The sequence below is a fragment of the Paraburkholderia sp. CNPSo 3076 genome (assembly GCF_026343935.1).
GTDB classification, from domain to species: Bacteria; Pseudomonadota; Gammaproteobacteria; order Burkholderiales; family Burkholderiaceae; genus Paraburkholderia; species Paraburkholderia nodosa.
In genome coordinates, this window is the sequence record NZ_JAPMAL010000016.1 from 1 (window position 1) to 26963 (window position 26963).

A 26963-nucleotide genomic window follows, 5' to 3' on the forward strand; every position below is an offset into this window, starting at 1 on the left:
CTGACCGACTGATGCCGGTACAGCGCCAGCGCGATCACCAGCCACACCACCTGCTGCGCTGGCAGGCGGCGCCGCCGGATGCTGGCGCTGCCGCTGGCCTGAACTGCCTGTTCAATCCATTCATATGGCAGATGCTGGCCCAGCCGATCCCATTCGAACGGCGGGTGCGCATCGACAAGAAGAGGAAGGTCGTCAACCAGCATGGCGACGAAAGTTAACACCGTCGCGCCCTGTTTACAACAGGCGCTCGCCACAAACAAAAATGCCGTTCAGTTGCTTAACTGAACGGCATTAGGGCCGAAGCCCCGTTTTTTATTGCAGCAAATCGATCAAACCGAGAACGACGAGCCGCAACCGCACGTAGTGCTCGCGTTCGGGTTCTTGATGACGAATTGCGCACCGTTCAGATCGTCCTTGTAGTCGATCTCGGCGCCGACGAGGTACTGATAGCTCATCGAGTCGATCAGAAGCTGGACGCCGTTGCGGTTCATCACGGTGTCGTCTTCGTTGACCGTTTCGTCAAACGTGAATCCGTACTGGAAGCCCGAGCAGCCGCCGCCCTGCACGAATACGCGCAGCTTCAGCTCCGGGTTGCCTTCCTCGTCGATCAGTTGCTTGACCTTGTCAGCCGCTGCTTCGGTGAAAACGAAGGGACCGGGCATTTCGGTCGCGGTAGTTTCGGTGACAGCGCTCATTCGAACTCTCCAAAAAAACTTCTAGCCGCTATTGTAGGGCTCTTCCCGATATCGTGCTTAAGCCCGCGAATTCAAGGGTTTCTCCAGACTGTCGCAGCTTGCGCGCCACACGTGGGACACGCCGACAAAAAACGAAAAAAGCCGCCCGGCGCACGAAGCGCGGACGGCTTTTGCAGCAGCGCTGCGCCCCGCGAGGGGCGCAGGCGCAAAGCGCCAATGTGAAATTAACGCTTCGAGAACTGCTTGCGGCGACGTGCCTTGTGGAAACCGACCTTCTTACGTTCCACTTCACGTGCGTCACGGGTGACGAAGCCAGCTTGCGACAGTGCCGGCTTGAGCGTTGCGTCGTAGTCCATCAGCGCGCGCGTGATGCCGTGGCGAACTGCGCCGGCCTGGCCGGTTTCGCCGCCGCCCGTCACGTTCACCTTGATGTCGAACGTCGTGCCGTGGTTCGTGAGTTCCAGCGGCTGACGCACGATCATGAGCGACGTTTCGCGCGAGAAGTAGTCGGCGATGGGCTTGCCGTTGACGACGATCTCGCCCTTGCCCGACTTGATGAAGACACGAGCGACGGCGCTCTTGCGGCGGCCCGTACCGTAATTCCAGTTACCGATCATATGGGCTCCCCTTAGATCTCGAGCGCCTTCGGCTGTTGCGCCGAGTGCGGGTGCGTTGCTTCTGCGTAGACCTTCAGCTTCTTGATCATCGCGTAACCGAGCGGGCCCTTCGGCAGCATGCCCTTCACGGCCTTCTCGAGCGCGCGGCCCGGGAAGCGTTCCTGCATCTTGCCGAACGTCGTTTCGTAGATACCGCCCGGGTAACCCGAGTGACGGTAGTACTTCTTGTCGGTGGTCTTGTTGCCCGTGACCTTCAGCTTGCCGGCGTTGATGATGATGATGAAATCACCAGTGTCGACGTGCGGGGTGAACTCAGGCTTGTGCTTGCCGCGAAGACGGCGTGCCACTTCGCTGGCGACACGGCCGAGAACCTTATCCGTCGCGTCAATCACGTACCATTCGCGCTGCACTTCATGTGCCTTGGCGGAAAAAGTCTTCATGATCGATCCAAAAAAAATGCTGTGCCCTGTTTTGGTCCTGCTTGTATGGTGACGCTCGTTGACGTCGGCGCAGGCTCTCCCTGGTTCGAGTTTCCCCGACTCCGCGCAGGCATGGATGCGGAGAACCTACGATTATAAAGGGAAATTTGACCGTGAGTCAAAAACTTGCTTGCGGCGAGGGCAGAGGCGGGGCAAAACGAGGCCGGCAGACGAAAAAAAGCCCGAACGCGTTTGTTCGGGCTTAATCCACTCTTTGGAGGAGGGTGGAGGAGACATGCTGAGGTATCGTGAAGCACGACCACCAGTGAGACCGATTATACAGATGGGCCTTGTGCGGCGCAAGGGGATTTGCATTGCGAAATCTGACACCATAATGTGAAATTCAATGAAATCAGCGCATCGGTAGAAAATTTCTTAAAAATCAGCGCATTGGAAATCCGATATGCGAAGAGCGTGCGGGACAACTAGAGCGAAACCCCTAATTGCACAACGGAAATCCGGCTTGTTCACAGGATGTCGCGACGCAACATTCAAGCACGTGGCATAAGGCGCGCGCCGCCGTGTCCCCCCGGACATACCAGTAAGGCGCGGGCTACAATGCCGTCTGAATCAAGAAACCGCGCAGGGGCATACGCATATGGAATGCAAAGTTAGCTGGATGGGTCAGGACGGCATGGCGTTCGCAGCCGAAACGGGCAGCGGCCATCTCGTCAACATGGACGGCGCACCGGAAGGCGGCGGCCACAACCTCGCACCGCGGCCGATGGAAATGGTGCTGCTCGGCACGGGCGGCTGCACGGCCTACGACGTGGTGCTGATCCTCAAGAAGAGCCGTCAGGAAGTGAGCGGCTGCAGCGTGACGCTCAAGGCCGAGCGCGCGAGCGAAGACCCCAAGGTCTTCACGAAGATCCACTTCCACTTCACCGTGACCGGCAAGAACCTGAACCCGGCCACCGTGGAGCGCGCGATCAACCTCTCGCACGACAAGTACTGCTCGGCGTCGATCATGATCGGCAAGACTGCCGAGATCACGCATACGTTCGAGATCGTCGCGGCCTAAGGCCTGCGGCAAAAGAAAAAGCCGGCGCGGTTCTTCGCAGAACCGCGCCGGCTTTTTGCATGAATGAGGCTGCAAAGCAGGCCGATAAGCCGGATTCTGTGCACGCGCCGCATCCGAAGACGCGCCGCGCGTGGCAGCCATTCCTCTAGGCGCGCCATTGCTGACGCGCTCAAGCTTCCTACCCGCAGACGGAATGGGGGCCCCATCCTGCATCCCGAAGATGCGCGCCTGCCTACTTGGAATTGCTCCGGGTGGAGGTTACCGTGCCGTCTACGTCACCGCAGACGCGGTGCGCTCTTACCGCACCGTTTCACCCTTACCTGATCCCGACCGAAATCGGGCCATCGGCGGTCTGTTCTCTGTTGCCCTGTTCCGCGTGTCGCCACGGATGGCCGTTAGCCATCACCCTGCCCTGTGGAGTCCGGACTTTCCTCGCCTCTTTGGCCGAAACCTCGGAGCCGCGACTGCCTGGCCTGCTTTGCGAGGCGCGATCTTAGCACGTGCGCGCGCACCGCGCCGGGGGCCGGATCGATTGCCGCCCGCCTGGCTTTTAGCGCGCTCGACGGCCAGTGCGAAAGACTGTGGCGTCGTCGTAGAACGTCGGGTCCTCGTTTTGCGCCCACCAGCCCGGAATGCCGAGCACCGGCAGCGGCGCGAAGCTGCGCCCGTTGAGCGCATCAGGCGTGGCGTCGGCGTCGAGCGTGACGCTCACCGTCTCGTCCAGATACGCGTCGCGTCGCGCGCGCGGCCACGTGAAATATGCGTGCGGCACCTCGACCACCCATGCGTGCGCCGTGCACGCCGCATACGGCGAGATCATCTTTTCGAGCAGCGCATGGCCGAATACGCGGACTTCGCAGCGCGCCTCGCCGATCGCCTCCCCGACAGCCGCTTCCCATCCCGCGCGCTGCGCCACGAACAGCGTGCGCCAGTCGAAGCCGCGCAACGCCGCTACCAGCGTTGCGTCCGATGAGGCAAAGAGCACCGCGTTCTCGTCGAACAGCGTGAGCGCGTCGCGCACGCCGCCGCGCTTGGGGCCCACGCCAAGTACGTCGATCGCCGCGGCCTGGCGCGCGTTCAGCGTCGCCTTGATGCGCGGGAACGCGAACCAGGCGAGCGCGTTGAAGAAGTCGTGGAGGTTGTGGCGCGTCGGCACGCAGCCCGTCGCCGCGATATGCGTCTCGTAGGCCGAGCCCTCAGGCAGGTCGTCCTGGGCGATGAAGCGCAGCGGCTGGCCGCGGCCCGTGCTTTGGGCGGCAGCCAGCGCATCGGCGTTCAGTTCGGCCAGATACGCCGCGTATCCCGCCAGCGCGGCCCGCTGCCAGCGCCGGCCGCGCGTTTCGTGTTGCGCGAACCACGGGCGGGCCCAGTCGATGTCGGTGAAACTGCCCAGCGGCATGGTCCGGCGCGGGGCGCTCGCGGGCATCGGTGCGGGCGCATCGACTGCGCCGGCCGGGCCGACCGTTGCGCCCGCAGCCACACCCGGCCCCGCCTCGTTCAAGCGAGTTTCCAGCCGATCGTCTCGCCGCCGCGCAGCGGCACGACGGGCGTACCGCCTGCCTCGACTTCGGCGGGCAGCGTCCAGCTCTCACGGCGCAGCGTGACCGTTTCGGTCGCACGCGGCAGGCCGTAGAAGTCCGCACCATAGAAGCTCGCGAAGCCCTCGAGCTTGTCGAGCGCGCCGGCGTTGTCGAACGCTTCGGCGTAGAGCTCGAGCGCGTGCAGCGCCGTATAGCAGCCCGCGCAGCCGCACGCGTGCTCCTTCAGGCCCTTCGGGTGCGGCGCGCTGTCGGTACCGAGGAAGAAGCGATGATCGCCCGAGGTCGCCGCGTCCACGAGCGCCACGCGATGCGTCTCGCGCTTGAGTACGGGCAGGCAGTAGTAGTGCGGACGAATGCCGCCCTGGAAGATCGCGTTGCGGTTGTAGAGCAGGTGATGCGCGGTGATCGTCGCGCCGAGCAGGCCGGGCGCGGCGTGATCGGCGCGGATGTAGTCGACGGCGTCCTTCGTCGTGATGTGCTCGAACACCACCTTGAGACCCGGAAAATCGCGGCGCGTCGGAATCATCACGCGGTCGATGAAGACCTTCTCGCGGTCGAACAGGTCGATGTCGGCGCTCGTTACTTCACCGTGCACGAGCAACGGCATGCCCACTTCTTGCATGGCCTCAAGCGTCTTCGCACACTTGCGGATGTCGGTCACGCCGGCGTCCGAATTCGTCGTCGCGCCCGCCGGATACAGCTTCACGCCGTGCACGAAGCCGCTCGCCTTCGCGCGGCGGATTTCCTCGGGCGGCGTGTTGTCGGTGAGATAGAGCGTCATCAGCGGCTCAAACGTCGAGCCCGCCGGCAGCGCAGCGAGAATACGCTCGCGGTAGGCGGCGGCCTGCTCTGTCGTCGTGACCGGCGGCTTGAGGTTCGGCATGATGATCGCGCGGCCGAACTGGCGCGCCGTATGCGGCAGCACGGCCGCGAGCATCGCGCCGTCGCGCACGTGCAGGTGCCAGTCGTCGGGGCGGGCGAGCGTGAGAGTCGTGAGGGAAGAGGCGTTCATGGCAAGAGTCAGGCGCGGTAGTGAACCAACAGCGGTATGAATGAACGGCGGCAAGTTCGCTTAGAACGCGCTCAGGCTGCCGGAAATTCCGGGCATATCACGGGAAAAAGCGCGGCGTCGATCGATGCTGGTCGATGCTAGCCCACGCGCACGCATTGCCCGCACCGTCGCGTGCACACGACAATCCGCGCTGCATCGACCCCGGCACGCGCCCTTCTACGCAAGCCTGCAATGCATCCGACAAATTTCGTATTGGCGACCCGCTGGCCGGTGATATGCTTGGAAAGTCATTATTGTAACGGGTCGACGGCGGGTCCCGCCTACCACTGCAGCCGCTGTCCCAGTCGCGTTACGCACCATCAGCACCATGTGCCAACTTCTCGGAATGAATTGCGCCGCGCCGACGGACGTCACGTTCTCCTTCACAGGATTCGCGGCGCGCGGCGGCGCCACCGATCACCACGCCGACGGCTGGGGTATCGCGTTCTTCGAGGACAAGGCCTGCCGCCTCTTCATCGACAACGAGGCCTCGGCGCGTTCGCCGATCGCCGAGATGGTCAAGCACTACCCCATCAAGTCGCGCAACACCATCGCCCACATCCGCAAGGCCACGCAAGGCAACTGCGCGCTCGAGAACAGTCATCCGTTCCAGCGCGAATTGTGGGGCCGGCACTGGATCTTCGCGCACAACGGCGACCTTCAGGACTTCAATCCGGTGATGTCGGGCGTCTACCAGCCGGTTGGCACGACCGATAGCGAGCGCGCGTTCTGCCAGCTGCTACAAGGCTTGCGCAAGGCGTTCCCCGGTGCGCAGCCGCCGCTCGCCGAGCTGTTCGCCGCGCTGGAGTCGCTCACGCGCGAAGTCACGCAGTTCGGCGTCTTCAACTTCCTGATGTCGAACGGCCAGGCGCTGTTCGCGCATTGCTCGACGCACCTCTACTATCTCGTGCGACGCTGGCCGTTTTCGACAGCCCATCTCGTCGACGCCGATGTCTCCATCGACTTCGCCAAGTACACGACGCCCGAGGACCGCGTGGCCGTGATTGCCACCGCGCCGCTCACCGACAATGAGGTCTGGACGCGCTTCGCCCCCGGCGACCTGCTGATGTTCCAGCACGGCGACGTGATCGCCCAGGCGAGCGTACCCGTGCCGCAGAAGGTGCTCGACAAGCTCGCCAACCCCTCGCTCGACGCTTCGGCCAGCTCACCGTGCGCCGGCCTGCCGGGCGAGATCGACCCGGAAGCCTTGGCCGCCCTGCAGACCTGGGGCGAGTAAGCCGGGCAACGCCCAAAACGAAAAAGCCGCGCATTGAGCGCGGCTTCTTTTCGAATCGTGCGAAGCCTCAGTGCAGGATCTTCGCCAGAAAGTCCTTCGCGCGATCCGACTTCGGGCTCGCAAAGAAGGCTTCCTTCTGGTCGTCTTCCACAATGGCGCCCTTGTCCATGAAGATCACGCGGTGCGCGACCTTCTTCGCAAAGCCCATTTCGTGCGTCACGCACATCATGGTCATGCCTTCCTGGGCAAGCTCCACCATCACGTCGAGCACCTCGTTGATCATCTCCGGGTCGAGCGCCGAGGTCGGCTCGTCGAACAGCATGGCGATGGGGTCCATCGACAGCGCGCGTGCAATCGCCACGCGCTGCTGCTGGCCGCCCGAGAGCTGCCCCGGGAACTTGTCGGCATGCGCGCGCAGGCCCACGCGGTCGAGCAGTTTCAGGCCCTTTTGCGTGGCCTCGTCCTTGCTGCGGCCGAGCACCTTGATCTGCGCGAGCGTGAGATTCTCGGTAATCGACAGATGCGGGAACAGTTCGAAGTGCTGAAACACCATGCCCACCTTCGAGCGCAGCTTCGAGAGATTGGTGCGCTTGTCGCCCACCGACTCGCCGTTCACGAGAATCTCGCCCTGCTGGAACGGCTCGAGCCCGTTGACGGTCTTGATGAGCGTGGACTTGCCCGAGCCCGAAGGCCCGCACACCACCACCACCTCACCCTTCTTCACTTCCGTCGTGCAGTCGGACAGCACCTGGAACTGACCGTACCACTTCGAAACGTTCTTAATTGAAATCATCTTGCGACCTTTTTCTGAAGACCTTTCACAAGGCTCGACGCGATCACACAAATCACGAAATAACACGCGCCCGCGAACAGTACCATTTCGACCATCGTCCCGTCACGGTCGCCGATATTGGTGGACGTGCGGAAGAAGTCGGCGAGGCTGATCACGTACACGAGCGAGGTGTCCTGAAACAGCACGATGGCCTGCGTGAGCAACAGCGGCACCATCGCGCGGAACGCCTGCGGCAGCACCACGTATTGCATGGCCTGGCCGTAGCGCATGCCGAGCGCGAACGCAGCGTTCACCTGCCCGCGCGGCACCGCCTGAATGCCCGCACGAATGATCTCCGAATAATACGCGGCCTCGAACAGCGAGAACGCGATCATCGCGGAAGCGAGGCGAATGTCGATGTCGGGGGAGAGACCCAGCACGTTTTGCAGCACCTGCGGCACGATCAGGAAGAACCACAGCAGGACCATCACGAGCGGGATCGAGCGGAAGATCGTGACGTAACCCTTGGCGAACCATTCGAGCGGCTTCACGCTGGAAAGGCGCATGAGCGCGAGCAGCGTGCCCCAGAGAATGCCGACCACGATCGCGCACAACGTGATCTTGAACGTGATGATCGCGCCCGTCCACAGCGTGGGCAGCGCGCCCGGAATGCCGCTCCAGTCGAAGTGATGCATCACTTGCCTCCGATGTAGCCGGGCAGACGCGACTTCGCCTCGACCCAGCGCATGAGCGTCATGACGACGAGGTTGATGAGCACATAAGCGAGCGTGACGGCGATGAACGACTCATAGGTCTGCGCCGTGTAGTCGACGAGCTGACGCGCCTGGGCCGACAAATCGAGCAGGCCGATCGTCGAGGCGACCGCCGAGTTCTTGAAGATGTTGAGGAACTCGGAGGTGAGCGGCGGCACGATGATGCGATACGCCACCGGCAGCAGCACGTAGCGGTACGTCTGCCACTGCGTGAAGCCCATGGCGAGGCCGGCTGCGCGCTGGCCGCGCGGCAGCGCGTTGATGCCCGAGCGCACCTGCTCGCACACGCGCGCCGCGGTAAAGAGCCCAAGACACACGACCGACGCCGTGAAGAACTGCAGGCCCGGCGGCGACTGCTTGAACGCATTGCCGAGCGCTTGCGGCAGGATTTCCGGCAGCACGAAATACCAGATGAAGAACTGCGCGATAAGCGGAATATTGCGGAAGATCGCCACATAAACTGTGCCGACGCCCGCGAGAAACCTGTTTGGCACCGTGCGCAGCACACCAAAGAACGACCCGACGATGAGCGCGATCACCCACGCGCACAGCGACACCGAGACCGTCACCCAGAGGCCGGAGAGGATCCAGCCGAGGTACGTGGTGGGTTCGCCCGTCGATACCGGGCTGAGCAGAATGCCCCAGTTCCAGTGATAGGACATCAGAGACTCCAAGAAAAAGAACGGAAGAAGCGGCGCTTCTTCCGTTCCGTGCTAAACGCTAAATGCGGGCCGACCGGCCGGGGCCGTATTAATCGATCGCCTTGTCGTTCGGATTCTTGAACAGCGCTTTCATGTCTTCGCTCATCGGGAAGTTCAGGTTGAGACCCTTCGGCGGAATCGGCGACTCGAACCACTTCTTGTAGATCGTTTCGCCTTCGCCCGAGGTCTGGACCTTGGCGATGGCGTCGTCAGCGACCTTCTTGAACTCGGGGTCGTTCTTGCGCATCATGCAGCCGTACGCCTCACGCGACTGCGGCTGGCCGACGATCACGAAGTCGCCCGGATTGTTCGACTTGGCACGCTCGCCCGCGAGCAGCGCGTCGTCCATCATGAACGCCACTGCGCGGCCCGTGGAGAGCGTCATGAACGACTCGCCGTGGTCCTTCGCGCTGATGATGTTCATGCCCATGCTCTTGTCCTGGTTCATCTTGCGCAGCAGGCGCTCGGACGTCGTGCCCGCCGTCGTCACGACGGTCTTGCCCTTGAGGTCGGCGAAGTCCTTGACGCCCGAATCCTTCTTCGTCATGAGGCGCGTGCCGATCACGAAGATCGTGTTCGTGAAGGCGGCCTGCTGCTGACGTTCGGCATTATTCGTGGTCGAGCCGCATTCGATGTCCACCGTGCCGTTCTGCACAAGCGGAATACGGTTCTGCGACGTGATGGGCACCATCTTGACCTTCAGGTTAGGCATGTTCAGCTTCTGCTTGACTGCCTCGACGATTTTCATCGCGTAGTCCTGCGAGTAGCCGATCACATTCTGCTTGTCGTCGTAATACGAAAAAGGAATGGACGACTCGCGGTGCCCCAGCGAGATGACGCCCGTGTCCTTGATCTTCTTGAGGGTGCCCGCGTCCTGCGCGAAAGCGCTGGTGGCGACGAAACCAAGGAGTGCGAGCAGTGCGGCGGTCTTTTTGATTTGCATTGTTTTCTCCGGTACAAGAACCGCCGCCAGTTTATCAAAGTAATTATTCTGAAAGCATTAAGAGTGACCCTGGCACAACGCCTGAATGTGCGAAAGCGGACGCCCCCTTGTGGAGGACGTCCGCTTTCTATGCGCCTTGATGTGCAGCGCAAAAACCTGTCACCGCGCAGTCATTGTTTCGTCACTTCGCGGCGCGCCTTGCCTGGCATGGCGTGCAACGTCGTCACGCCTGCCAACCGGGCGCAATCAGGGATACAGACCGCGCATTTCGCGCGCCATCAGGATGCGCTTACATGCCACGATGAACGCTGCGGTACGCATCGAGACCTTCTGCTCGCTCGACACTTGCCACACCGCCGTAAAGGCTTCGCGCATCACGCGTTCGAGGCGTTCGTTAATTTCGTGCTCGGTCCAGAAGAAGCTCGAGAAGTCCTGCACCCACTCGAAGTACGAAACGGTTACGCCGCCCGCGTTCGCCACCACGTCGGGGATCACGAGCACGCCCTTGTCGTGCAGGATGTCGTCGGCTGCCGTCGTGGTCGGGCCGTTGGCGCCTTCCACGATGATCTTCGTGCGGATCTTGCCCGCGTTCTTCTCGGTGATCTGGTTTTCGAGCGCGGCCGGAATGAGGATGTCGGTTTCGACGCTCCAGAATTCGTCGTTCGCCATGACTTCAGCGCCCGCAAAGCCCGCCACGCCGCCCGTCTTCGCCACGTGCTCGAGCAGCGCTTCCGCGCTCATGCCGCTCGAGTTGTAGAGCGAGCCGGTATGGTCTTGCACGGCGACGATCTTCGAGCCGGCTTCCTGGAACAGGCGCGCAGCAATGCCGCCCACGTTGCCGAAGCCCTGCACCGCAACGCGTGCGCCGTCGATCGAAAGACCCGTGCGGCGCGCGGCCTCGCAGCCGACCACGAACACGCCGCGGCCCGTGGCTTCGCGGCGGCCGAGCGAGCCGCCGAGCGAGATGGGCTTGCCCGTCACAACGCCCGTGGCCGTCTGGCCCTGGTTCATCGAGTAGGTGTCCATCATCCACGCCATGATCTGCTCGTTCGTGTTCACGTCCGGCGCAGGAATGTCCGTGTTCGGTCCGATGATGATGCCGATTTCGCTGGTGTAGCGACGCGTCACGCGCTCGAGCTCACCACGCGACAGCGTGCGCGGATCGACGCGGATACCGCCCTTCGCGCCGCCGTACGGCACGTTCACTGCAGCGTTCTTCACCGACATCCACGCGGACAGCGCCATTACTTCGGAGAGCGTAACGTCCTGGTGATAACGCACGCCGCCCTTGCCGGGACCACGCGACACGTTGTGCTGGACACGATAGCCTTCGAAGTGCGCAACGGTGCCGTTATCGAGTTCGATGGGGCAGTCCACGATCAGGATACGCTTCGGACGCTTGAGCGTTTCGAGCCAGCGCGAGAGCGAGCCGAGATACGGCGCCACGCGGTCGACCTGACGAAGATAGTTGCCCCAGGGGCCGAGATCATCGGCGTGGAGATAGGAAGGAACCGACTGCAGTTGGGATGACATGAACGCTCCGATCGAACAAGTGGTGCCATTGTCAGAAAACGCCCATCTGAAATCCAATGCCGTTTGATCATCCCGTTATGCTTTTCGTGCATAACGTCCCCGAAGTCGAAAAAACATGTCGCGGGCGCCGCGTGCCAAGCCTTACAGACTGAAATAGCCTGACTGTTTGCGCCGCTGTTGTGAGTGCAGCTTGCCGCTTCGTCAGCGCCTGCCCTGCGCAAGTTCCTCGCTGACCGCCTCCCACAGCTCGCGCACGAGCGCCTGGCGCGCGTCGTCGCCCTGCGTCGCGAGCTTGTCGCGATAGAGGCGGATTTCCATGTCGAGCGTGAACTGGCCCTCCGGCACGCCGCGCGTGCCGCGATCGAGGCGAATCAGCTCGCCCTGGGCCACGGCGTCTTCCACCGCGCTGTGCGGCAAGAAAGCGATGCCGTGACCGGCCAGCGTCATCGCCTTGAGGCCTTCTGCCATGTCCGTTTCGTACACGCGGTCCAGATAGAGCCGCACCGGTGCATTGGCAACGATCACCTCGGTCATGCGGCCGAGATACGCGTTCGGCGTATACGAGAGATACGGTGCGGGCGCATCGGGCGTGCCGGGCAGCGTGTAACGCGCACGACCCGCGCGCTGCGGCGCCGAATACGGGCTGATCGACTCGATGCCGAGCGTCAACGTGTCGTAACGCGCGGGGTCGAGCGTCACGGGGTGACTCGGGTGGTGATAGCCCATCACGAGGTCGCAGCCGCCCTCCACCAGCGAGAGCACGGCGTCGTGCACGTTCAGCGCGCGCAGCCGCGTGTGGATGCGGCCGAGCTTCGCCTCGATGCGCTGCAGCCAGCGCGGAAAGTACGTGAGCGAAAGGGTGTGCGGCACCGCGAACTCGATCGTCGCGGCGGGCGTGGCCGTGTGGCCGCGCAACAGGGTGCGCGCCTCGTGAAACTGAGAAAGCATCGCGAGCGCCTGCTCGTAGAAGACCTGGCCCGCCGCCGTGAGGCGCGTCGGATAAACCGAACGATCGATCAGTTCGGTGCCGAGCCACGCTTCGAGCGCCTGGATGCGGCGCGAGAAAGCCGGCTGCGTCACGTGACGCAGCTCAGCCGAGCGACTGAAACTATGCGTCTCTGCAAGCGAAACGAAGTCTTCGAGCCATTTGAGTTCCATGCGGGGCCAGCGAGCGGATGAGAAGACCGCATTCTAGGCCCGCGGGCGCGCACCTGGGCGCTGGTGCGGCGAATATCGCGCGGCGCGCCGGCCGCATGCCTGAGGGCCCCCGGAAAGCGCGGCTTCCAGTTCGGCGACCACGCCGCGCCAGTCGGCGCTGCGCGGCGAGCACCACCCATACCGGTTTGCCCAGAGCGCCGGCGAGGTGAGGCTGGCGCGACGAAATCGCTGAGGGCAAGTGTCGGACCGCACGCTCAGCGTGCTGAAAGCGCCGGCCTCGGCCCCTGTCGGCAAGGTGATAAAATCTCGGGTTCCCGCCGTCTCGAATCTGACTGCAACCGACTGCCAACTGAGCGTAACGCGCCACGTTACGTCCCCATCATGTCCGACACTCGTCCCGATACCCTCTTCGCGCTCAACGCGCTCTCCCCGCTCGACGGCCGCTACGCCTCGAAAACCGAAGCGCTGCGCGACTGGCTCTCGGAAGCCGCGTTCATGCGCAACCGCGTGACCGTGGAAATCCACTGGCTGATCGCGCTCTCGCAGGCCGGATTCGCGGAAGTGCCGCGCTTTTCGGCAGCCTCGGAGCAATTCCTGCTCAAGCTCGCCGAGAACTTCACGGCGCACGACGCCGCGCGCATCAAGGACATCGAGCGCGTGACGAACCATGACGTGAAGGCCGTGGAGTACTGGCTCAAGGAGTCGGTGAAGGGTCAGCCGGAACTGGAGCGCGCAAGCGAGTTCATCCACTTCGCCTGCACCTCGGAAGACATCAACAACACGTCGCACGGCCTGATGCTCGCGGGCGCACGCGAGCACGTGATCCTGCCGGCGCTGCGCTCGGTGCATCAACGTCTCGTCGCGCTCGCGCACACGCACGCCGAGCAGCCGATGCTCTCGCGCACGCACGGCCAGCCGGCCAGCCCCACGACGCTCGGCAAGGAAATCGCCAACGTCGCGGCGCGTCTCGCGCGTGCGATCCAGCGCATCGAGAAGGTCGAACTGCTCGGCAAGATGAATGGCGCAGTCGGCAACTTCAACGCGCATCTCTCGGCGTATCCGGAATTCGACTGGGAAGCCTTTTCGAAGGAAGTCGTCGAGCAGCGTCTGAAGCTCACGTTCAACCCGTACACGATCCAGATCGAGCCGCACGACTACATGGCGGAACTGTTCGACGCCGTCGCGCGCGCGAACACAATCCTGCTCGACCTCGACCGCGACGTCTGGGGCTATATCTCGCTCGGCTACTTCAAGCAGAAGACGAAGGCCGGCGAAATCGGCTCGTCGACCATGCCGCACAAGGTCAACCCGATCGACTTCGAAAACTCGGAAGGCAACCTGGGCCTCGCGAACGCCACGCTGCGCCACCTCGCCGACAAGCTGCCCGTTTCGCGCTGGCAGCGCGACCTCACCGACTCGACGGTGCTGCGCAACATCGGCGTCGCGCTCGGCTACTCGCTGCTCGCGTACGACGCGCTGATCCGCGGTCTGGACAAGCTCGAAGTGAACCCGCAGCGCCTGAACGACGACCTCGACGCCACGTGGGAAGTGCTGGCCGAGCCGGTGCAGACGGTCATGCGCCGCTACGGCATCGAGAATCCGTACGAGCAACTGAAGGAACTCACGCGCGGCAAGGGCATTACGCGCGAAGCGCTGCAGACGTTCGTTAGCGGCCTGGCGATTCCTGAAGACGCGAAGAAGCGTCTGCTGGAAATGACGCCTGCGTCGTACGTCGGCCTCGCGGTCGAGCTGGCGAAGCGGATTTCGTAATCGCGATACCGCAAGGCATAAAAAAAGCGCTCGATTGAATCGAGCGCTTTTTCGTTTACCGCCGCACGATCGCGTGATCGTGCCTGGCCGCGAGATCAGGAGGCCTGATTGCGGCGCGTTTCCATCTGCTTCATCACCTCGTCGACGATCTGCTCGGGCGTAAGCTCGATGCTCACCTCGATCGCCTCGTCCGCGCCCGGCGCTTCGAGCGTGTCGAGCTGGCTTTGCAGCAGCGACGGGTCGAAGAAGTGGCCGGTGCGCGATGCGAGGCGCTCGTGCAGCACTTCGAACGAGCCCTTCAGGTAGACGAAGCACACGTCGCGATCGTTGCCGCGCAGGATGTCGCGATACGAGCGCTTGAGCGACGAGCAGGTGAACACGGCCGTTTCGTGGGCGCGCTGCTTCTCCTCGATCGCCGCGCGAATCGTACGCAGCCAGGGCCAGCGGTCGTCGTCGGTGAGGGGAATGCCGTCGTGCATCTTCTTCTTGTTGGCTTCGCTGTGGAAGGCATCGCCGTCGGTGAAGGTGCACTTGAGGCGCTCGGCGAGCAATTCGCCGATGCGTGTCTTGCCTGCGCCCGACACGCCCATCGCTATCAAAATCATTTACTGCTCCTGTCGAACGGAGTTAGCGCTTTAGCGCTGACTCCGGTCCCATGCAACATGACTGCAACATAGTTGCGCGTTACACCACCGCTGCAAGGGCGAAAGTCAAGCCAAGGCCCAGCAGCGAAATAATGGTCTCCAGCAATGACCATGTCTTAAACGTCTGCACGACGCTCATGCCGAAATACTCCTTGATCAGCCAGAAACCGCCGTCGTTGACGTGCGAGAAGATCAGCGAGCCCGAGCCCGTGGCGAGCACGAGCAGCTCCGGCTTCACGGTCATGGCGCTGGCCGATGCGATCGGCGCGACGATGCCGCAGGCCGTGGTCATGGCGACCGTGGCCGAGCCCGTTGCGAGACGGATCAGCGCGGCGACGAGCCAGCCGAGCAAGAGCGGCGACAGATGCTCGTTCTGCGCCAGCTCGACGATCTGCTTCGACACGCCGCTGTCCATCAGCACGCGGCCAAAGCCGCCGCCCGCGCCCACGATCAGCGTGATGCCCGCGATCGGCGCGAGACAGTCACCGCAGAACTTCTGGATCTGCTCGCGCGTGAAGCCGCGTTGCGCGCCGAAGGTCCAGAAGCTTACCAGCACGGCGATCAGCAGCGCGACGTCCGAGGTGCCGATAAAGTGCAACAGATTGTTCGGCAGCGTCTTGGGCGCGAACACGAGATCGGCCCAGCTGCCGATCAGCATGAGGATCACGGGCAGCAGGATCGTGAAGAGCGTGACGCCGAAGCTCGGCAGTTCGCTATCGGGCTTGGGATCGGCCTTGCTCACGAACTGGTCGGCAAGCGGATTGCTCTCCGGCAGCTTGATGTAGCGGTGAATGAAGAGCGCGAAAAGCGGCCCGGCGATGATCGCCGTGGGCACGCCCACGATCAGGCCGTAAGCGATGGTCCTGCCGATGTCGGCGTGATACGCCTGCACGGCCAGAAGCGCGGCCGGGTGCGGCGGAATCAGCCCGTGCACGACCGAAAGGCCCGCCACCATCGGCAGGCCGATCAGCAGCAGCGACTTGCCGGTGCGCTTCGCGACGTTGAACGCGATCGGGATGAGCAGCACGAAGCCGACTTCGAAGAACACCGGCAAGCCGACGATGATCGCGACGACCATCATGGCCCAGTGAATGTTCTTCTCGCCGAACCAGCGAATGAGCGTCGTGGCAACGCGCTCGGCGCCGCCCGACTCCGCCATCATCTTGCCGAGCATCGTGCCGAGGCCCACCACGATGGCGATGTGGCCGAGCGTGTTGCCGTTGCCGGTCTCGAACGACTTGACGATCTGATCCATCGGCATGCCGACGGCGAGGCCGAGCAGCAGCGAAACGATGATCAGGACGAGAAACGGATAAACCTTGAAGCGCGTGATCAGCAGGATCAGCGCGGCGATCGCGACGAGCGCGTAAATCAGCAGCATGCTGCCGTGGGCCACTCCCATGAGGCTCCTCTCCAGGTAGTTGTTCGAAGTCCTTTTGCCCTGTGCGGCGACGCATGGGCGCAGCGGCGGCCCACGCGGGACAAAAACCGGCCGTCGCCGGGCCGGGGATTGTAGAGCTTATAACGACTTTTGGTGCAGCGTACTTAAAAGACGCGCGAGCCGCGCAAGCGCGCGCCCGAAAGGCGCCGTTTGCGCGGCTCGCTGCACGCCCTCCGTACATGCGGGGCGCGGCATTCCGGTCTTCGTTGCGCCGCAACATGCAGCGCGCGCGTCAGAGCAACAAGCAGACGCGCTCCATTAGCGCACCGGGCGCGACAGCTCGCTCGCGGCGTGCGCAAGGCGCGAGACTTCGTCCCAGTTCTGCGCGGCGATGGCCGCCTTCGGCGTGAGCCACGAGCCGCCCACGCACACCACGTTGGGCAGCGCGAGGAAGGTCGGCGCGGATTCGGCGCTGATACCGCCCGTCGGGCAGAACTTGAGCGTCGGGAACGGGCCGTGGAAGGCCTGCAGCATGTTCAGGCCACCGGCCGGAACCGCCGGGAAGAACTTGACGATCTCGTAGCCCAGTTCCATCGCGACGATGATGTCGGTCGGCGTCATCACACCCGGTAGCAGCGGCAGGCCCGCGTCGAGCGAAGCCTGATGAATCTCGCGCGTGAGGCCCGGCGAAACGCCGAACTGTGCGCCGGCCTGCTTCGCGAGCGCGCAGTGCTCGGGCTTCGTGATCGTGCCCACGCCCACGACGATGTCCGGCGCGATCTTCGCGGCGCGCTCGATCGCTTCGAGGCCGGCCTTCGTGCGCAGCGTGATTTCGAGCACCTTCACGCCGCCCGCGTGGAGTGCGCGGGAAACGTGCTCGCCCTGCTCCGGCGTGTCGAATGCGAGCACCGGGATGACGGGACCGAGGCGAACGATGTCGGCGACTGTGCTATTTGCCATGTTCAGGCTCCTTGATGATGAATTGAGTTCGCGGCGTGGGCCGGCGCGTGGGCGGCGGCCGCAGCGGCCGGTGCGGGCGCGGCCTGCTCGCCCACGAGCGGACCGAACACCGTGGCGCCCAGCTCCGCCGGCGCGGCGGTGGCGCGGAACACGCCGAACAGCTCGCGGCCAAAGCCCACTTCATTGAGTTCCTGATGCGCAGGCTGCGCGACCGGGCGCGCGTCCCACTCGGCGGCATCCACTTCAATGTCAAGCACACCTTCCACCGCGTCGATCACGATCGTATCGCCGTCGCGCACCTTGCCGATCGGGCCGTGCAGCAGCGTTTCCGGCGAAACGTGGATGACCGCGGGCACCTTGCCCGACGCGCCCGACATGCGCCCGTCAGTCACGAGCGCCACGTGAAAGCCCTTGTCCTGCAGCACGCCGAGCAACGGCGTGAGGCGGTGCAGCTCCGGCATGCCATTCGCGCGCGCGCCCTGGAAGCGCACGACGGCCACAAAATCGCGCTCGAGTTCGCCGCGGTCGAACGCTTCCTGCACGGCTTCCTGCGAATCGAACACGATGGCGGGCGCACGCACCTTGCGGCGCTCCGGCGCGACAGCGGAAACCTTAATGACGCCCCGGCCCAGACGCCCCTGCATCAGGCGCAGGCCGCCGTCCGGCTGGAACGGCGTCGGCAGCGGACGCAGCACGGTTTCGTCGGCGCTCTTCTCGACCGCCGGCACCCAGGTGAGCTTGCCGTCGATGAGCTTCGGCTCCTCGGTGTAATGACGCAGGCCATGGCCGGCAACGGTATTCACGTCTTCGTGCAGCAGGCCGCCGTCGAGCAGCTCGCGCACGAGGAAGGCGATGCCGCCCGCCGCGTGGAAGTGATTCACGTCGGCCTTGCCGTTCGGATAGACGCGCGCGAGCAGTGGCACGGTGTCCGACAGCACGTCGAAGTCGTTCCAGTCGATGATGATGCCCGCCGCCCGCGCCATCGCCACGAGGTGCAGCGTGTGGTTGGTCGAGCCGCCCGTCGCCATCAGCGCGACGATGCCGTTGATCACGGCCTTCTCGTCGACCACATGGCCGATCGGCGTGTAGTTGCCGCGCTCGACGGTAAGCTCGAGCACGCGGCGCGCCGCAGCGGCGGTGAGTTCGTCGCGCAACGGCGTATGCGGATGGATGAAGGCCGAACCTGGCAGATGCAGGCCCATGATCTCCATGAGCATCTGGTTGCTGTTGGCCGTGCCGTAGAACGTGCAGGTGCCGTGGCCGTGATACGCAGCGGCCTCCGATTCGAGCAGCGCCGCGCGATCGCACTGGCCCGTGGCGAACTGCTGGCGCACCTTGGCCTTGTCGTCGTTCGTGATGCCGCTCGTCATCGGGCCGGCGGGCACGAAAATGGTCGGCAGGTGGCCGAATTGCAGCGCGCCGATCAAGAGGCCCGGCACGATCTTGTCGCACACGCCGAGGCAGAGCGCCGCATCGAACATGTTGTGCGTGAGCGCGACGGCCGTGCTCATCGCGATCACTTCACGCGAAAAGAGCGACAGCTCCATGCCGGCGTTGCCTTGCGTCACGCCATCGCACATCGCCGGCACGCCGCCCGCGAACTGCGCGACGCCGCCGCCTTCGCGGGCCGCCTTCTTGATGATGTCGGGGAAATCCTTGTAGGGCGCGTGCGCCGAGAGCATCTCGTTGTACGCCGAGACGATGCCGATATTCGGCTCGCGAATCGACTTGATCGAGATCTTGTCGCGGCCTTCGAGGCCGGCGAAGCCGTGGGCAAGATTCGCGCAGGAGAGCGCGCCGCGTGCCGGGAACCGGTCCTGAGCCGCCGCAATACGCGCCAGATAGGCCTCGCGCGTGGGCTTGCTGCGCTCGATCACGCGCTGCGTGACCTTCATCAACTGAGAATGCGGGGAAACCATCGAATCTCCTTCCTTCTTGTCACGGCGGGGACGCTCGGGGCCAGATCAGGGGCGCTTGCAGCGCCACCAGACAACGATGGCGCGATGTTAGTAGAAAAACTACAAGACGACAATCCCGGTAAGACCCTGGGAGCGCGACGTTAAACGAACGCCTAGTCTCATTATTTATGGGCCTTTCGCGTTGATTCGCGTCTGGACTGAAAAGATGCAACCGGCGATCCTGTAGTTTTTGTACATAACGTCCGATCCGTTATAGTCCACGGATCTTTCAGCATAGTGCGAGTTTCCTGATGCTGCTGTCCCAGGTGAAAGCCATGCGCGAGCAATTGCGCCCTTCGGAGCGCAAGCTCGCCGATTACGTGATTCAGGCGCCGCGCGAGGTGCTCGATCTGTCGATGACCGAGGTCGCCGAGCGTGCGGGCGTGAGCCAGCCGACCATCGCGCGGTTTTGCCATGCGTTGGGGTTCTCGGGATTCCGGGAGTTCAAGATTCGCCTCGCGCAGGCCGTTGCCGCCGATCTGCCGAGCGAGCACCCGGCCGTCTACCGCGACGTGAGACCGGACGAGCCCGTGCCGGGCGTCGCGGCCAAGGTGCTCGAGCGCACCATCGGCGCGCTCGTGCAGGTGCGCAACAACCTCTCCACCGATTCGCTCGCCGCGGCGATCGGCCTGCTCGCGCATGCGGCGCGTATCGAGTTCTATGGCGCGGGTGGCTCGGGCATCGCCGCGCAGGACATGCAGCACAAGTTCTTCCGGCTCGGCATGCCGAGCGTGGCGTATTCGGATCCACATACGTTCCTGATGTCGGCGGCGCTGCTCGGCCCCGGCGATGTCGTGGTGGCGATCTCGAACACGGGGCGTACGCGCGACATCGTGGACGCCGCGCGCACGGCGCTCGATCGTGGCGCGAAGGTGATCGCGATCACGCATGGCACTTCGCCGCTCGCGCGCCTGGCGAGCGTCGGCCTGCACGCGAATGTCGACGAGGACACCGACGTCTTCTCGCCGATGACTTCGCGGACTTCGCATCTCGCGATCGGCGACATACTCGCGGTAGGTGTGGCGCTGCAGCGCGGCCCAGAGCTCGCGGAGAAGCTCGCCGATGCGAAGGAGATCATCGCGCGAAGAAGACTGGACGAGAACGGTTGAGCCTCAGACGGCTACCACGGGTACGACATACCGCGGCCGACCGTTGCACCGTCACCGAGGCGTAATGTCAGGCAGCGTCTAATGCCGCCCGTCAGGAAAGGAATGGGAGAGGACGAAGGATATCGAGCGTCAGAAAGGCTTGATGACGGCGAGCGCCACCGCAGCCAGCATGCCGAGCACGGGAAGCTCGTTGAACATGCGATACCACTTGTCGGAGCGGCGGTTTTCGCCGCGCTCGAAGGTCTTGAGCAAACGTCCGCAGTACGCGTGATAGACGATGAGCAGCATCACCACGCCCACTTTCGCGTGGATCCACCCTTGACCGCGTCCGATGCCCACCACGAGCCACAGCCACAGCCCGCACAGCAGCGCGGGCACGGCGATCATCGTCATGAAGCGGTAGAGTTTGCGCGCCATGATGAGCAGACGCTTGACGGCCGCAGGCTCGGTTTCCATCGCGAGATTCACGAAGATGCGCGGCAGGTAGAACAGGCCCGCGAACCACGAGGCGATCAGTACGATGTGAAACGTCTTGACCCAGAGCATCGACATTATTTTTTCTTTTTCGTGAGCGATTGTCCAACGAGGCGGCGCGCTACGCCGTGCTCCGCCTCGTGCGATGCGCGATTATTGACGGCCTTCGCCGTGGCCGAGCACCACGTACTTCAACGAGGTCAGCCCTTCGAGGCCGACCGGGCCGCGCGCATGCAGCTTGTCGTTCGAAATGCCGATCTCGGCACCGAGGCCGAACTCGAAACCGTCGGCAAAGCGCGTCGAGGCGTTCACCATCACGCTCGCCGAGTCGACTTCGCGCAGGAAGCGCATGGCGCGGTCGTGATCTTCGGTGACGATTGCATCCGTGTGGTGCGAGCCGTAGGCGTTGATGTGCTCGATCGCGTCGTCGAGCGTATCCACCACCTTCACCGCCAGCACGGGCGCGAGGTACTCGGTACGCCAATCCTCCTCGGTCGCATCCACCAGCGGACCTACGCCCGCGTCGGCGAGAATCGAGCGGGCCGCAGCATCCACGCGCAGCTCCACTTCCTTCTCGCGATACAGGCGCCCAAGCGGCGGCAGCACGTCGTGCGCAATGCCGCGCGCCACGAGCAGCGTCTCCATCGTGTTGCAGGTGCCGTAGCGGTGCGTCTTGGCGTTGTCGCACACGGTCAGGGCTTTGGCGAGATCGGCGCGGTCGTCCACGTACACATGGCAGATGCCGTCCAGGTGCTTGATCATCGGCACGCGCGCCTCTGCCATCAGGCGCTCGATCAGGCTCTTGCCGCCGCGCGGCACGATCACGTCCACGCATTCCGTCATCGTGATGAGCTTGCCCACGGCCGCGCGGTCGGCAGTCGCGACCACCTGCACCGCGTCCTGCGGCAGGCCGGCCGCCACGAGCCCTTCGCCAATCAGCTTCGCGAGCGCCGTATTGCATTCGAGCGCCTCGGAGCCGCCGCGCAGAATCGTGGCGTTGCCCGACTTCAGGCACAACGCGGCCGCGTCGATCGTCACGTTCGGCCGCGATTCGTAGATGATGCCGATCACGCCCAGCGGCACACGCATCTGCCCCACCTGAATGCCGCTCGGGCGGAACTTGAGGTTGCTGATCTCGCCGATGGGGTCCGCCAGCGCCGCGACCTGGCGCAGCCCCTCGACCATCGTCTTGAGCGCCTTGTCCGAAAGTGTCAGGCGGTCGATGAACGCCGCGTCGTGGCCCTTTTCCTGCGCGCGCGCGAGGTCGCGCGCGTTCGCATCCTTCAATTGCTGCGCGTCGCGCTCGATGGCTTGCGCCACCGCTTCGAGCGCCGCGTTCTTCGCGGCCGTCGACGCCCGTGCCATCGCGCGCGAAGCGTTGCGGGCGCGGCGGCCGAGGTCGGTCATGTACTGGTCGATATCCATGGTGTCTTTCGTCATGCGGCGCGTGAGGTGCAGTCGGATGAGCGCCAAGCGCGGTTTGATTCAAAGCGGTTCAGCCCGATTTTAAGGCCAGCCGCCAAGGTTTGCTGGACGTGGCCGGGCGGCGTGGCAGGTGCACCGGCCGCGCGGCGGGCGTAAAGCACGCGCCGAAGTGCCGGCTCAGGCAAGCGCGGAACGCTTTAGCCTTGCCAGCGCGACGGTCCTGCGGTGCGCGGTCGGGCCGCGGCCGCTGCGGCGGCTGCCGCCGCGGCTGGGCCAGTTGGCTGAGCACCCGGCTGCGCGCGCCCTGGCGCCGCAGCACCACGCGCACCGGCGCCGGCGCGCGCCTGCGGTGCACCGTCGCGCGGCGAGGCCACGGTCATGGCAAGTTCGAAAAGGCCATCCCAGGCATCGGGCGGCAGCGCATTGCGCCAGTCGGCGCGCGATTGACCCGAAAGCCCCTTGACCTGGCGGTCGAGGCGCGCCGCGAGCGCGAGACCGCGCTCAAGCGTCGGTTCGCTCAGGCGCGACAGCGCCGGCCCGATGAGCCGCTCGCGCGGCCCCCACACGCGGTTCTCGCGCAGCAGCATCGCGAGCGGCTTGCCCGCCGCCACGCCCCGCTTGATGCGCAACAGCGTGCGGATTTCCTCGACCACGGCCCACAGCACCAGCACTGAAGCCTCGCCTTCGCCCTGCAGCCCGTCGAGCATGCGCGCAAGGCGGCCAACGTCGCCTGTGAGCATCGCTTCGTTGAGCTTGAATACGTCGTAGCGCGCGACGTTGAGCACGGCGTCGTGAATCTGCTCGAAGCTCAGCACGCCTTGCGGATACAGCAGCCCGAGCTTCTGAATTTCCTGGTGCGCCGCCAGCAGGTTGCCTTCCACACGCTCCGACACGAATTGCAGCGCGCGCCGGCCGTCCTCGCCGGGCGCCACGCGCTGGCCTTGCAGCGCCAGACGCTGGCCGATCCAGTTCGGCAGCGCCGCGCGCTCGACAGGGTCGATCTTCAGCGCGACGCCGCTCTCAGCCAGAGCCGTGAACCACGCAGACTTCTGCGTGGCGGCGTCGAGGCGCGGCAGCGTGACGAGCATCAGCACATCGGGATTCGAGGCGGCGGCGAGCGTCTTGAGCGCGTCCGCGCCTTCCTTGCCGGGCTTGCCCGACGGAATGCGCAATTCCACCAGCTGGCGATCGCCGAACAGCGACATCGACTGGCTCGCGCCGAGCAGCGAGCTCCAGTCGAAGCCGCGCTCGACGGTAAACACCGAGCGGTCGGTAAAGCCCGCCGCGCGCGCAGCCGCGCGGATGCGGTCGCACGCCTCCTGGGCGAGCAGGTGTTCGTCGCCGTAGACGACGTACAGGCCGGCCGGCCCTTTCGCGAGGTGCGGTTCGAGTGCGTCGGGTCGCAGTTGCATGGCGCTCGGTCGAAGATCGCTCAGTAGAGGGAAACGGCGCGCATCACAGCGGCGGCGGCGGCAGCGGTGCGCGCGGCGCGACACCCGGCACGACCTGATCGGGCGTCGGGCTGATCGATTTCAGCACGGCAAGGCGCCGCATGAGCTGGTCGACAGCGTCGTTCTGCATGTCGGTGAATAGCAGATCGGCTTCCTGCGTCTTGGCGGTCGCGAACTGATCGCTGTAGGTCATCGCGCGGTTCAGCGAAATCACGCTCGGCTGGATCAGCACGGTGCCGTCCGGTTTCATTAGCACATAGTTCAGCGAGTAGTTGACCTGATATTCCACCACTGCGCCGAGCGAATTGAGCGTGAGCGTGCTGAAGCCACGCCCTTCGGAAACGCGCAGCACGGCGTCGGCATTGGCCACCGAGTCGACCACCACCGAATCGCTGCCGCCTTCGACCATACGCGAGAGGCGCCCGACGAGCGGCGGCGGCGCGCCGACGACGGCGAGGCGCTTGAAGGCGAAGTTCTCCTCGCCGCGCAGCTGGAAGCCGCACGCCGAGAGGGCCAACGCGCTGCCCGCCACGAGCGGGAACAACCTGAGAAACGATCTGCGAATCACATGGACTCCCTGGGTTCGCGACAGAGTCGCCGGTGTCGGCTGAGCGGCGCCGCGCGGTGCTTCGCGCACTACGCCGCTCAACATGGCCTTGGTTTGCCTCGTTAGACCACGACGTTCACGAGGCGGCCCGGCACAACGATGATCTTCTTCGGTGCACGGCCTTCCGCGAACTTGACGAACATCTCGTGCGCGAGTGCGGCCGCCTCGATCGCGTCCTTCGGTGCGTCCTTTGCCACCGTCACGGCGCCGCGCACCTTGCCGTTCACCTGCAGCACGAGTTCGATCTCGGCCTGCTCCAGCGCCTTTTCGTCGACCTTCGGCCACGGTGCGTCGAGCAGCGTGCCGTATTCGTCGCCGTAGCCGAGCGCCTTCCAGAGTTCGAACGCGATGTGCGGCACGACCGGGTACAGCACGCGCAGCAGCACGCCGAACGTTTCGCGCTGCACGCCAGCACCGGCACCTTTGGCGCCGTCGATGGCGTTGAGCATCTTCATCGCCGCCGAAACGACGGTGTTGTACTGCAGGCGCTGATAGTCGAAGTCGGCCTGCTTGAGCACGCTGTAGACTTCGCGGCGCAGCGCCTTTTCGACGTCCGTGAGCGCCGCCGCGTCGAACAAGGCGCGCGACTGGATCGCTTCGGCGTTCGCGTGGCCGAAGGCCCACACGCGGCGCAGGAAGCGGCTCGCGCCTTCCACACCGGCGCCCGACCATTCGAGCTGCTGCTCGGGGGGCGCCGCGAACATCGTGAAGAGTCGCGCCGTGTCTGCGCCGTACTGGTCGATCAGCACCTGCGGGTCGACGCCGTTGTTCTTCGACTTCGACATCTTCTCCACGCCGCCCAGCACCACGCTCTGGCCGTCGCTGTTGAGCGTCGCGCCAATCGGGCGGCCTTTGTCGTCGTGCGTGACGGTCACGTCGGCCGGGTTGTACCAGGTCTTCTTGCCCGCCGCGCCTTCGCGGTAGAACGTTTCGTTGAGCACCATGCCCTGCGTGAGCAGGTTCTTCGCCGGCTCGCCGAACTTCACGAGACCGAGGTCGCGGGAGACCTTCGCCCAGAAGCGCGAGTACAAGAGGTGAAGAATGGCGTGCTCGATACCGCCGATGTACTGGTCCATCGGCATCCAGTAGTCGGTGCGCTCGTCGACCATGTTCACAGCATCCGGCGCGGCGTAACGGTAGAAGTACCACGACGAGTCGACGAAGGTGTCCATCGTGTCGGTTTCGCGCTTCGCAGCCGCGCCGCACGTCGGGCACTTGCAGTTCAGGAAGGCTTCCGACTTCGCGAGCGGGTTGCCCGTGCCGTCCGGCACGAGGTCTTCCGGCAGCACGACCGGCAGATCCTTCTCGGGCACCGGCACATCGCCGCAACTCGGGCAATGGATGATCGGGATCGGCGTGCCCCAGTAGCGCTGGCGCGAAATGCCCCAGTCGCGCAGGCGCCACGTGACCTGCTTGTCGCCGAGGTCGAGGGCCTTGAGGTCGGCCGCGACGGCATCCACGGCTGCCGTGTAGGCGAGGCCGTCGTACTTGCCGCTGTTCACGCACACGGCGCGGTCCTTGTCGCCGTACCATTCCTGCCAGCCGTCGAGCGAGTACGTCTCGCCTTCTGCGGCGATGACCTGCTTGATCGGCAGGCTGTACTTCTGCGCGAACGCGAAATCGCGCTCGTCGTGGCCCGGCACGCCCATCACGGCGCCTTCGCCATAGCTCATCAGCACGTAGTTGCCGATCCACACCTCGACCTTTTCTTGCGTCAGCGGATGCGTGACGAAGAAGCCCGTAGGCATGCCCTTCTTTTCCATCGTCGCCATGTCGGCTTCCGCCACGCCGCCGCGCTTGCATTCGTCGATGAACGCCTGCAGCTCCGGCTTAGCCAGAGCGAGACGCGTGGCGAGCGGATGCTCGGCCGCGATCGCCGCAAAGGTCACGCCCATGATCGTGTCGGCGCGCGTGGTGAACACGCGCAGCAGCTTCTTCTCGCCATCGAGCTCGTACGGGAAGCCGAAGTTCACGCCGAAGCTCTTGCCGATCCAGTTCTGCTGCATGATCTTCACGCGCTCGGGCCAGCCAAGGCCTTCGAGGTCGTTCAGCAGTTCGTCGGCGTACTGCGTGATGCGCAGGTAGTACATCGGGATTTCGCGCTTTTCCACGAGCGCGCCCGAGCGCCAGCCGCGCCCGTCGATCACCTGCTCGTTGGCAAGCACGGTCTGGTCGACCGGGTCCCAGTTCACCGTGCCGGTCTTCTTGTAGGCGATGCCCTTCTCGAGCATCTTCAGGAAGAACCACTGGTTCCACTTGTAGTAGTCGGGCTTGCAGGTGGCGATTTCGCGCGACCAGTCGATGGCAAGACCCATCGACTGCATCTGGCCCTTCATGTACTCGATGTTGTCGTACGTCCACTTGGCCGGCGGCACGTTATTGGCCATCGCGGCGTTTTCGGCGGGCATGCCGAACGCGTCCCAGCCCATCGGCATCAACGTGTTGTAGCCGTTCATGCGCAGGTAACGGTACATCACGTCGTTGATCGTGTAGTTCCGCACGTGGCCCATGTGCAGCTTGCCCGACGGATACGGCAGCATCGAGACGCAGTAGAACTTGGGCTTGTCGGCCTTCTCGGCCGTCCGGTAAGCGTCGGTGGCGCGCCATTCGCCTTGCGCGGCGGATTCGACGTCGGAGGGAACGTATTTTTCGAGCATGGTGTG

General features: G+C 64.3%; 25 protein-coding genes and 1 other RNA gene. 4 read left to right on the top strand and 22 right to left on the bottom strand.

Annotation, left to right across the window (positions count from 1 at the left end):
- The 4 genes from M3A49_RS19010 to rplM form a co-directional block, all read right to left on the bottom strand.
- Positions 1-203, bottom strand: a 203-nt coding sequence (locus tag M3A49_RS19010) for a transposase domain-containing protein (protein WP_266230463.1), incomplete at its 3' end; no start/stop codon positions are given.
- 126 nt (positions 204-329) lie between these two features.
- Positions 330-695 carry an iron-sulfur cluster insertion protein ErpA gene (gene erpA / locus M3A49_RS19015; RefSeq protein WP_028201951.1) on the bottom strand — a complete coding sequence of 122 codons (366 nt, stop codon included), beginning with the start codon at positions 693-695 and terminating at the stop codon, positions 330-332.
- 224 nt (positions 696-919) lie between these two features.
- The gene (gene rpsI / locus M3A49_RS19020) at positions 920-1312 is read right to left on the bottom strand and encodes a 30S ribosomal protein S9 (RefSeq protein ID WP_028209425.1); all 393 of its coding nucleotides are present in this window, start codon (positions 1310-1312) and stop codon (positions 920-922) included.
- Positions 1313-1323: 11 nt separating this feature from the next.
- A complete protein-coding gene (gene rplM, locus M3A49_RS19025; protein WP_028201949.1) occupies positions 1324-1752 on the bottom strand; it encodes a 50S ribosomal protein L13 in 429 nt (142 codons plus the stop codon).
- A gap of 637 nt (positions 1753-2389) precedes the next feature.
- Here rplM and M3A49_RS19030 point away from each other — a divergent pair.
- Positions 2390-2812, top strand: coding sequence for an OsmC family protein (locus tag M3A49_RS19030; protein WP_027795839.1), 423 nt, complete (start codon positions 2390-2392; stop codon positions 2810-2812).
- A gap of 69 nt (positions 2813-2881) precedes the next feature.
- Here M3A49_RS19030 and rnpB read toward each other — a convergent pair.
- From rnpB to pyrC, 3 genes are all read right to left on the bottom strand, one after another.
- Positions 2882-3292, bottom strand: an RNA gene (rnpB, locus tag M3A49_RS19035) — RNase P RNA component class A.
- A 70-nt stretch (positions 3293-3362) separates the two neighbouring features.
- Positions 3363-4238: a DUF3025 domain-containing protein gene (locus M3A49_RS19040; RefSeq protein ID WP_266230465.1), complete on the bottom strand. Its 876-nt coding sequence runs from the start codon at positions 4236-4238 to the stop codon at positions 3363-3365.
- A 71-nt stretch (positions 4239-4309) separates the two neighbouring features.
- A complete protein-coding gene (pyrC, locus tag M3A49_RS19045) occupies positions 4310-5365 on the bottom strand; it encodes a dihydroorotase (protein ID WP_266230192.1) in 1056 nt (351 codons plus the stop codon).
- Positions 5366-5732: 367 nt separating this feature from the next.
- Between pyrC and M3A49_RS19050 the strand changes: the two genes are divergently transcribed.
- Positions 5733-6641: a class II glutamine amidotransferase gene (locus M3A49_RS19050; protein WP_266230193.1), complete on the top strand. Its 909-nt coding sequence runs from the start codon at positions 5733-5735 to the stop codon at positions 6639-6641.
- A 67-nt stretch (positions 6642-6708) separates the two neighbouring features.
- On the opposite strand, the gene M3A49_RS19055 is transcribed toward M3A49_RS19050, so the two are convergent.
- The 6 genes from M3A49_RS19055 to M3A49_RS19080 form a co-directional block, all read right to left on the bottom strand.
- Complete coding sequence (locus M3A49_RS19055; protein WP_028201946.1) at positions 6709-7434, bottom strand: amino acid ABC transporter ATP-binding protein; 726 nt, start codon at positions 7432-7434, stop codon at positions 6709-6711.
- The gene (gene gltK / locus M3A49_RS19060) at positions 7431-8108 is read right to left on the bottom strand and encodes a glutamate/aspartate ABC transporter permease GltK (RefSeq protein WP_133182383.1); all 678 of its coding nucleotides are present in this window, start codon (positions 8106-8108) and stop codon (positions 7431-7433) included. Before gltK ends, M3A49_RS19055 begins: the two co-directional genes overlap by 4 nt.
- A complete protein-coding gene (locus M3A49_RS19065) occupies positions 8108-8848 on the bottom strand; it encodes an amino acid ABC transporter permease (RefSeq protein ID WP_254352448.1) in 741 nt (246 codons plus the stop codon). Before M3A49_RS19065 ends, gltK begins: the two co-directional genes overlap by 1 nt.
- An 88-nt stretch (positions 8849-8936) precedes the next feature.
- Entirely contained in the window at positions 8937-9830 is an 894-nt protein-coding gene (locus tag M3A49_RS19070; RefSeq protein ID WP_028201943.1) for a glutamate/aspartate ABC transporter substrate-binding protein, read from the bottom strand.
- 246 nt (positions 9831-10076) lie between these two features.
- Positions 10077-11363, bottom strand: a complete 1287-nt coding sequence (locus tag M3A49_RS19075) for a Glu/Leu/Phe/Val family dehydrogenase (RefSeq protein WP_254352449.1) — start codon at positions 11361-11363, stop codon at positions 10077-10079.
- 201 nt (positions 11364-11564) lie between these two features.
- Positions 11565-12521 (bottom strand): LysR family transcriptional regulator, encoded by a 957-nt coding sequence (locus M3A49_RS19080; protein ID WP_266230195.1) that lies wholly within the window; start codon positions 12519-12521, stop codon positions 11565-11567.
- 381 nt (positions 12522-12902) lie between these two features.
- Here M3A49_RS19080 and purB point away from each other — a divergent pair, with 381 nt between their 5' ends.
- Positions 12903-14291: an adenylosuccinate lyase gene (gene purB / locus M3A49_RS19085; protein ID WP_254352451.1), complete on the top strand. Its 1389-nt coding sequence runs from the start codon at positions 12903-12905 to the stop codon at positions 14289-14291.
- A gap of 95 nt (positions 14292-14386) precedes the next feature.
- On the opposite strand, the gene M3A49_RS19090 is transcribed toward purB, so the two are convergent.
- The 4 genes from M3A49_RS19090 to edd all read right to left on the bottom strand — a co-directional run bounded on the left by M3A49_RS19090 (position 14387) and on the right by edd (position 19195).
- Positions 14387-14896 (bottom strand): gluconokinase, encoded by a 510-nt coding sequence (locus tag M3A49_RS19090; protein ID WP_028201938.1) that lies wholly within the window; start codon positions 14894-14896, stop codon positions 14387-14389.
- A gap of 79 nt (positions 14897-14975) precedes the next feature.
- The gene (locus M3A49_RS19095; RefSeq protein ID WP_266230197.1) at positions 14976-16337 is read right to left on the bottom strand and encodes a GntP family permease; all 1362 of its coding nucleotides are present in this window, start codon (positions 16335-16337) and stop codon (positions 14976-14978) included.
- Between the two features lie 297 nt (positions 16338-16634).
- Positions 16635-17276, bottom strand: a complete 642-nt coding sequence (gene eda, locus M3A49_RS19100; protein WP_266230199.1) for a bifunctional 4-hydroxy-2-oxoglutarate aldolase/2-dehydro-3-deoxy-phosphogluconate aldolase — start codon at positions 17274-17276, stop codon at positions 16635-16637.
- Positions 17277-17278: 2 nt separating this feature from the next.
- The gene (gene edd, locus M3A49_RS19105; protein WP_266230200.1) at positions 17279-19195 is read right to left on the bottom strand and encodes a phosphogluconate dehydratase; all 1917 of its coding nucleotides are present in this window, start codon (positions 19193-19195) and stop codon (positions 17279-17281) included.
- Positions 19196-19485: 290 nt separating this feature from the next.
- Between edd and M3A49_RS19110 the strand changes: the two genes are divergently transcribed.
- Positions 19486-20343: a MurR/RpiR family transcriptional regulator gene (locus M3A49_RS19110; RefSeq protein ID WP_266230201.1), complete on the top strand. Its 858-nt coding sequence runs from the start codon at positions 19486-19488 to the stop codon at positions 20341-20343.
- 129 nt (positions 20344-20472) lie between these two features.
- Here the strand turns inward: M3A49_RS19110 and M3A49_RS19115 are convergent, their stop codons facing one another.
- From M3A49_RS19115 to leuS, 5 genes are all read right to left on the bottom strand, one after another.
- Positions 20473-20895, bottom strand: a complete 423-nt coding sequence (locus tag M3A49_RS19115) for a CopD family protein (RefSeq protein ID WP_254352455.1) — start codon at positions 20893-20895, stop codon at positions 20473-20475.
- A gap of 75 nt (positions 20896-20970) precedes the next feature.
- On the bottom strand, positions 20971-22242 hold the full coding sequence (locus M3A49_RS19120) for a glutamate-5-semialdehyde dehydrogenase (RefSeq protein ID WP_254352456.1): 1272 nt from the start codon (positions 22240-22242) through the stop codon (positions 20971-20973).
- Positions 22243-22439: 197 nt separating this feature from the next.
- Positions 22440-23654: a DNA polymerase III subunit delta gene (holA, locus tag M3A49_RS19125; protein WP_266230203.1), complete on the bottom strand. Its 1215-nt coding sequence runs from the start codon at positions 23652-23654 to the stop codon at positions 22440-22442.
- 43 nt (positions 23655-23697) lie between these two features.
- A complete protein-coding gene (gene lptE, locus M3A49_RS19130; RefSeq protein ID WP_266230205.1) occupies positions 23698-24261 on the bottom strand; it encodes an LPS assembly lipoprotein LptE in 564 nt (187 codons plus the stop codon).
- A 101-nt stretch (positions 24262-24362) separates the two neighbouring features.
- Complete coding sequence (leuS, locus tag M3A49_RS19135; protein WP_266230207.1) at positions 24363-26957, bottom strand: leucine--tRNA ligase; 2595 nt, start codon at positions 26955-26957, stop codon at positions 24363-24365.
- Positions 26958-26963: the final 6 nt, after the last annotated feature.